Source organism: Kluyvera intermedia (assembly GCF_021440345.1).
GTDB classification, from domain to species: domain Bacteria; phylum Pseudomonadota; class Gammaproteobacteria; order Enterobacterales; family Enterobacteriaceae; genus Kluyvera; species Kluyvera intermedia_A.
Genome location: NZ_JAKCNS010000136.1, coordinates 1 through 7,121 on the forward strand (window position 1 = coordinate 1; position 7,121 = coordinate 7,121).

Annotated in this window: 8 protein-coding genes and 1 pseudogene; 4 read left to right on the plus strand and 5 right to left on the minus strand. The window is 47.7% G+C overall.

Translation table 11 applies throughout. The features are described from left to right. The first annotated feature begins 4 nt into the window (after window positions 1-4). The 3 genes from LZ634_RS22160 (at window position 5) to LZ634_RS22170 (ending at window position 1,610) form a co-directional block, all read left to right on the plus strand. Complete coding sequence (locus tag LZ634_RS22160; RefSeq protein ID WP_265179045.1) at window positions 5-85, plus strand: YjhX family toxin; 81 nt, start codon at window positions 5-7, stop codon at window positions 83-85. A gap of 140 nt (window positions 86-225) precedes the next feature. Next, a complete protein-coding gene (gene psiE / locus LZ634_RS22165) occupies window positions 226-639 on the plus strand; it encodes a phosphate-starvation-inducible protein PsiE (RefSeq protein ID WP_234508892.1) in 414 nt (137 codons plus the stop codon). A gap of 404 nt (window positions 640-1,043) precedes the next feature. Further along, a complete protein-coding gene (locus tag LZ634_RS22170) occupies window positions 1,044-1,610 on the plus strand; it encodes a hypothetical protein (RefSeq protein ID WP_234508893.1) in 567 nt (188 codons plus the stop codon). Between the two features lie 97 nt (window positions 1,611-1,707). On the opposite strand, the gene LZ634_RS22175 is transcribed toward LZ634_RS22170, so the two are convergent. The 5 genes and pseudogenes from LZ634_RS22175 to LZ634_RS22795 form a co-directional block, all read right to left on the minus strand. Next, on the minus strand, window positions 1,708-1,923 hold the full coding sequence (locus tag LZ634_RS22175; RefSeq protein WP_234508894.1) for a hypothetical protein: 216 nt from the start codon (window positions 1,921-1,923) through the stop codon (window positions 1,708-1,710). Between the two features lie 18 nt (window positions 1,924-1,941). Beyond that, entirely contained in the window at window positions 1,942-2,193 is a 252-nt protein-coding gene (locus LZ634_RS22790; RefSeq protein ID WP_414467757.1) for an energy transducer TonB, read from the minus strand. Next, complete coding sequence (locus tag LZ634_RS22180; protein ID WP_234508895.1) at window positions 2,187-2,675, minus strand: hypothetical protein; 489 nt, start codon at window positions 2,673-2,675, stop codon at window positions 2,187-2,189. Before LZ634_RS22180 ends, LZ634_RS22790 begins: the two co-directional genes overlap by 7 nt. Before the next feature lie 39 nt (window positions 2,676-2,714). Further along, window positions 2,715-4,511, minus strand: a complete 1,797-nt coding sequence (locus LZ634_RS22185) for a TonB-dependent receptor domain-containing protein (protein ID WP_414467758.1) — start codon at window positions 4,509-4,511, stop codon at window positions 2,715-2,717. A gap of 111 nt (window positions 4,512-4,622) precedes the next feature. After that, window positions 4,623-5,111: pseudogene (locus LZ634_RS22795) on the minus strand (TonB-dependent receptor plug domain-containing protein); the annotation flags it as partial. A gap of 769 nt (window positions 5,112-5,880) precedes the next feature. Between LZ634_RS22795 and LZ634_RS22190 the strand changes: the two are divergent. Further along, on the plus strand, window positions 5,881-7,089 hold the full coding sequence (locus LZ634_RS22190) for a tyrosine-type recombinase/integrase (protein ID WP_070585337.1): 1,209 nt from the start codon (window positions 5,881-5,883) through the stop codon (window positions 7,087-7,089). The last annotated feature ends 32 nt before the right edge of the window (window positions 7,090-7,121 follow it).

Below are 7,121 nucleotides of genomic sequence, written 5' to 3' on the forward strand. Positions count from 1 at the left end.
TAAGTTGGCAGCATCACCCGGGCAGCCTTACCGCATCAATACCACTGGGCTGAACAATGTTCGCGCCCAGACCGATAACCGCTAATCCCTTCGCTGCCCTCTTCATCGGAGGGCAGTTTTATATCTCGGTAAGCCAGGGTCATCACAACCAGTTAGTAAGCCCACACCCGCAGTGCTAATTCTGACTATACTGACGGTAATAGAACCGCCGAGCAGAGCGCGAAAATGCGAACAACGCTAACCACTTCATTCACAACGACCATCCCTGCCACTCTTCAGTTTGTGTTAAATATTGGAATGTTGTGCCTGGCCGTCATCCTGCTGGTTTTTCTCGGCAAGGAATCCTGGTTTCTGGCCAAAACCTTCTTTAATGCGGCCACCGTCAAAAGCTACGACTTTGTTGAAGGCTTGCTGACGTGGTTTCTGTACTTCGAATTTATTGCCCTGATCGTCAAATACTTTCAGTCCGGTAGCCATTTCCCGTTACGTTATTTTGTCTATATTGGCGTGACGGCGATTGTTCGTCTTATCATCGTGCACTACGATTCGCCGATGAACGTGCTGCTCTATTCCCTGTCGATTTTGATTCTGGTGATCACCCTTTGGGTCTGTAGCAGCTCCCGACTGGCGCGCGATTGAGTATGAAAAAGTATCACTTTCATTTTTTGCTAATAGATCGGTAAAGACGAGGCTAAGCAAATTATTGACCCAGCAGGCTAACAAAATAACCCCTAGATGTAAGTGCCACGCCATCAAATAATATACACAACCCTTATCTTCTCTTTACGTTAATTCACTATTAACGCGGTTAAAATTAATCACTATTAAATTAATAACGCCAATAACCACTTTATTAATATGACTATTCATTTTTAAGCCCAATGCTTACAGGGGCATTTTTAGAACAGATGATTAAGCTAAAACCGGACTGCGTCTATCTGCTGACCGGCCATCTGCCGATGCCTGCGTATCCCGACATTTATGCCAGATAGCAAACCGCTCATTCGCGCCTATTTTCATGAAAACCCTAAGAGTGAAGACCAATGCAGCAAAAGTTACTGACCGGCCATATTGACCAGGTACTGTGGAATGGAATTACCTTCAAGGAAGGTGATAGCAAACAGTTTATCGAGCTTCCCGCGGCCATTCTCCCGAACTTAGAAGCAGGACAAAGCGTGCGACTTTTATTCAGAAGACAGCGTCTGGTACGAATCTTTAACGTCGCCACCAACCAATTATACGAATCCGATTTTTTTGCCAATAAGCCCCTACAACGCAAATATCAGATTCTCCTGTTTTTGATTGTTGCTGTCATTTGCGGTATCCCGGCCATAGGCGCGTTATTTGGGCTGGTGCTCATTGCCGCGCTTATCGGGACCACCTTCAGGCGCAGTGAAGCTGGAGCGTTACAGGTGGCGATGGTCAGCACCATCACAGCGCTGCTGTACGTTGGGTGCGGTGGGTATTTGCTCATGACAGGACAGTTTATGCTGGCTTTCCTGGTTTGCACCGCGCTGGTCTTTGCTGCCCTTATCTCTGCGAGAACCATCAGAACTGAGGAGTCCCAGGTACTCAACCAGACAGTCGCGAGCGCAGCTGCCGACAGGTGATAAAGATTTATGAAAAGGCGGTAGGGCCTTTTGCATCAAGGGATTAGACGCTCTGCCGCCCGATTTAATATCAAATAACTGAAGGCAGGGAGGCTCCTTATTCAGAACGTTGTACATTGATGTGGGTATTATCAGTACCAGCAACCACATACATCACCATAAAAAACGGCCAGAACAGGAAAAAGACAACCCACAGCAGAAGTCGTCCTACCAGGCATTCACCGCTGAAATAACCCAGTCGACGATGCAGCTCTGAGCAGATAACACCCAAAAAGATAAACCAGTAAAAAAATGTCAGACATTGTGGGAGCATGGTGCTAGATAGCCTCCATTATTGGTGAACTGAAAAGATAACGGAGACATTCATGCTTCGCGGCACGTCAGCAGGCGGCGGCAAAGCCAGACTTCCTTGCTTAACAGCGCTGATAGCCGCAGCATCGAGCACTGAGTATCCGGATGACTTACGTAGCGATACAGCGTAAATCTCGCCGTTATCCGCGATTCTGAAAGACACTATGCTTCTCCCCTCCGCCTTACGGGCATCTGGCGGATACTGTTTATGGCTTTCGATACAAGTCAGCAAACGCGATAAATAACTGCTTTAGTCACCGGAGCCCCACTTGAAGAACCCGCCAGTGGTGACGGACTACGTGAACCTTCAAGGGCATTTACGGCATCCGATGCCTGTGTAGGTTCTCCTTGCGTCCGTTCAACCTGAGATTTCTGTTTTTTTTCCACCGTTTTCCGGGGAGGTTTGCGGGGTTTCGGTTTCCACTTTGGTTTCACCTCTTCTTTGCGCGTCGAAGGTGGGGTATATCTCTCCTTAATCAGTGCCTTATCATCAACAATCGGCGGTGTAGCCGTTTCCGCAGTCTCTGTCTCGCTCACCTCTATTGCAGGCACGTTGGCGAGAGACATCTGGATGGAAATAACCGTCTTTTCACCTTCGCTGTGAGACTGGGTCATTACAAGGTTATGACGAACCAGGAACAGCGAGAGCACCAGGCCATGAATTGCCGTCGAGATGACGAGGGCAATAAGGGGGCGATTGCTTAAATTCTTCATAGGGAAAACGGCGCGAGTAAGCCGCGCCGTATACTCCTCTTAGAATTTCGTTCTGACGGTGAAACGCCAGGTGCGACCAGGCTCTGGGATCCAGATAATGGCACCTGGGGCAATCGCGTACTGGTTCGTCAGGTTATCGATACCAGCCTGTACGGTAACGTTTTGATTTACCTGATAGCTGGCATAAACATCGACAAAGTTATTGGCATCCGCGCCCTCCATTACTTGCTGCGCCGCGGTTCCGGCTAACCAGTTTTCCGGGTTATTCTTGCTGCTGTTGTAGCGATAGCGCGCTCCCACATCCAGTGACTTATCATCAAAGAAACGATAGCCCGCTCTCAGCACCAGGTTGTCCTTCGGCTGTATGCGCGACGAAATCCCTCCATACGAGAATCCGGTGGAATTACAGGCCGGTTGACTAACACCAAGAAAAACAGAAAGTGATTCGGCGCATACTTCCTGCTTGTCATAATGCGTCCAGCTACCCGATGTGTAGAATTTCCCCGAGTCATAGTCTGCCGACAGCTCGACACCTTTTGTGGTGTACTTGTCATAGTTAACAAAGGCATACATGTCATTGGTCGGTATGAATGCCGGGGCAATATAGTTGCGGTTTTTGTTATAGAAACGCGAAATGCGGAGCAGCATCGTATCACCGTCAGCCAGCACCCCATTGAAACGACCGGTTGCGCCAAATTCAACGTTCTGCGTATTTTCGGGCTTGACCACCGACTGTCCTTTGGCGCTGGCACTGTTCATGGTGCCCCCCTGACTGATCTGTTCATAAGCACTTGGCGCGCGACTCACGTTGGAATAACTGGTATAGACATCAATGTCTGGGGTTAAGTGGAATGTGAGACTGCTGGTAAAGTCAGGACGTTCGCTATAGTGAAAATCCTTTTTGCTGACCCCTTTAACCACACTGGTCACCGTGTAGGGGCGAGCCGGGTTATCATAGTTGGTCTGGGTATATGCAATCTGACGGTTGCTGTGCAGGTCTACGATAGTCTTACGCAAGCCGACTGTTGCAGTGACCCAGCTTGTCGGATCAATGCTGAGATTGGTGAAAAAACTGCTGCTGCGACGATTACCGTCAATGTTGGTCGAACCTGCGCTGCGCTCGGTTTCCCGCGGGCTGATTAACTGTTGTTCCAGCGCAAATCCATACTCTGCTTTAAAATCCCCCACCACCGGCAGCGCCGGGAAGAGCGAGGTGTTGCTGGCATTGATACCAATACGGCGGTCGCGTACGGAGTTCCAGTACTGATCACCATAAGAGCCGCTACCAAGGAAACCATTGTGTTGTTCAGTCTGGAGTTCGGTATAGAAAAATGTCGATTTCAGATTGAGCCAGTTGTTGGTGGGCGATTTGTATTTATGGGTAGCACTAAACGCATCGAGGATAGCGGTGCCTAATGTCCACTGAGCCTGGGTATCATCGCCATTCGCGGTCTGGTTTTTGGTCAGATAGGCCGAGAGGATCTCTCCTGCCTTCTGGTGATGACGGCGATACGTCAGCAGCAACTTATTATCAGGCGAGAAATCTGCCGATACTTTGGCAAGAAAAGAGGTATTTTCACTGCTGGTATTGGCAACTTCCTGGCCCGGACGAGTGACCTGGTCAAACTGATTACCTTTGTCATAACGCGCGGCGTTATTTTTCCCAGCAAAATAGTTACCCGTACTACGTTCGGTATAGGCCAGCAATACGCTGCCATAGTCATTCTTTCCCGCCATCGCCAGAGAATAAAAGCCATTACGGAAATGAGTCGCTTTTTGTTCGCGCTGCAAATGATAGTTCAGCTGTTCCGATGAGTTACCAAACTCATGCGGCATTCGGTTATTGTTATAAGTTCCAAGATTAAAATTAATCCCAAAGCTGTCACCCTGCGGAATAACATCATTGGCATTGATGGTGCGCATCTCCACTCGCCCGCCCGTCGCCCCGGCCGTATCAGCGCCAATGACCGGACCTTTATCAACTTGCACACTGCGAATTAAATCCATATCGATGTAGGTACGGTCAGAGCTTCCCTGATAACCACGCTCAGTCATGGTTGACTGTACTGAATCATCGATCACAACAGGCACACGACCATTACCTTGCATACCGCGGATACCGGGATCCAGCGCCCCTGCTTCGTTGGCCGGGTTATTCATTTGTACGCCCGTCATATCATTGAAGATATCGGTGTTACGCGTCCCCCGGTATCGCTCCACTTCATCTTTACCTAAGTAGGTGGAAGGTACCGGTGAGCTATAGCTTTCAATTAACGCATCTTTGTCTTCATCATTACTGCTGGTACCTAAAACGTTAATTTCTCCGAGCGAGAAATTCTCATTATCTTCAGTACTATCAGCACTTTTCCCGGTGAGCGGGAAACACAATGCAAATAAGACGAGCGTATTTAACCGAAGAAGCGCTTTTCTTTTCATAACAATAATTACCCTGCTATCAAATAATCCCTGAACGCTCACATTCTTTTTTTAAAAATTTAAAATTAAGCAATAGAAAAACCACAGCATAAAATGCCAATTAAAGTAATATTAATAGTATATAAGATCGTGTAAATGATAATGAGATCCATTATCAATTGCAAGTAGGTTGAAATATTCTGTAACGTGTGTATTAAAAAATAAACTGATGCCCATCGACATCTCTTACGTAACTTGCAGAATCACAAAAAGATTATTTTATTTTGGCGTCCAAAAACTCTGGGCAAGGCATTACACAAGCTTCGTCATCGCCAGGAGGTTAACCCCGAAGCAGGTAGCGAATATCATGCGGTTGTGAGTGACCGGAAACGATGTATGGCAGTTACCTGCGTAATCATTAATAAGGCCAGGGATAGACGGTATTTATACGTATTTTTTGATATGCACTTTCAGCTGGCAATAATAAATTCCGTTGGCTGATAGTGATAGCAGATGGCACGAGTGCACCGCTCTTTGAGGTGATTGCTGGTCGCGCTATTGAATGTGAGAGATGGATAATATATGCGAATGTATCCCATAAGGGTCACCCAGTAGATTGCAACTGGCTACTGTTGGGTAGGCTTTCGCCGTATCGCCAAGGGATTCAATAAGATAGAGGTGATTCAGAAGCGTTTTGGAGCGGGCGAAGGGAATCGAACAAAGAAGCCCAGGAGCCGCGAAAGATCTCAACATTGGTAGTTGATAGCGGAGATTTTAGAGGATAAATCTCATGTCTATCAAGGGCCAATCTTATCTTTATCCAACTGCGGAAGGAGTCTGGATGTTTCAGATCTTCATCCCGTCGTACATGCGCCACATCTTCGGGGGGAAACGTCTCTACCGGAAATCAACGGGAACCAAAGACCTTAACGCCGCTAAACACTTCCGTAATCACATGCTGATCGAGTGGAAAACACTCAAGGAACAGTATTCCCCGAATACGGAGGTACGGCGCATACAAAACGCCATAGCCGGATTGCATAAGCAAACCACGCTACGCGCCCCACTCCAGACAGTGCCAACGTTAACCGCTATCCGCGATCAATACGCTGACAGATACAGAGATAAGCGCTCATTCTCGACGCTGGCTAAATCTGCTCGTGCCGTAGAGGTATTTCTTACTTCGCTTGACCGTGCAGACATTCAGATCACGGAGATCAGACGCTCACAAGTGGCAATGTTCATCAACCAGCAGGACAAGAAAGCCCCTCAAACCGTGCAGAACTGGCTAACATGCCTGGGAAGTCTGTACGAGTATGCGCGGAGGAGTTACGACGACATAACACCAGATAACCCGTTTCACGGTCATAACCTCGAAGCAAGGCGAACAATTGAGAGCTATCAGCCGTTTGAGCCTGACCAGATGCAAAAGCTACTTGATGCAGCAGAGTCGGAAATCAGGAACATTATAATAATGGGGCTGTTTTCAGGATGCCGCCTTGATGAACTGGCAAGCCTCAAGAAGTCAGAAATCAAAACGGTGGAAGGTGTACGCACGTTCTTCATTTCAAAGTCGAAGACTAAGGCTGGAATCCGACATGTGGCGATTCACTCCCGACTAACTACAATTGTCGATGAATACCTAAGCCACGGCTATGGAGAATACCTATTCCCACAGGCTAACAAGATTAACCGTGCTGACGGTAAGAAAGGCCCATTCTACTCACAAGCGTTTACCAGGCTACGCCATCGTGTATTGCCTACCGCTACAGATCGTCAATGTTTCCACAGTCTCAGGGGGCATTTTATCACTTGCCTGGATCGGGCTGGCATTCCTGAACAAAGAATTGGTTACATTACCGGGCATTCTTCCCAGGCCGCAGCCACAGAAGCGTTTAAGACATACAGCGCTGGATGTTCCATGAAAGAGCTATCCGACTATGTGGAAATGGTAGATTATCCCGAGTTGATCTTTTCAAAAACGGAAAAAGGGGCGTAAGCCCCTTATTTATAAACAAATTGATTAGATTA

Coding starts and splice junctions, on each gene's coding strand:
- psiE (WP_234508892.1), top strand. CDS start 226: ATGCGAACAACGCTAACCACTTCATTCACAACGACCATCCCTGCCACT.
- LZ634_RS22170 (WP_234508893.1), top strand. CDS start 1,044: ATGCAGCAAAAGTTACTGACCGGCCATATTGACCAGGTACTGTGGAAT.
- LZ634_RS22175 (WP_234508894.1), bottom strand. CDS start 1,923: ATGCTCCCACAATGTCTGACATTTTTTTACTGGTTTATCTTTTTGGGT.
- LZ634_RS22180 (WP_234508895.1), bottom strand. CDS start 2,675: ATGAAGAATTTAAGCAATCGCCCCCTTATTGCCCTCGTCATCTCGACG.
- LZ634_RS22185 (WP_414467758.1), bottom strand. CDS start 4,511: ATGCCGCATGAGTTTGGTAACTCATCGGAACAGCTGAACTATCATTTG.
- LZ634_RS22190 (WP_070585337.1), top strand. CDS start 5,881: ATGTCTATCAAGGGCCAATCTTATCTTTATCCAACTGCGGAAGGAGTC.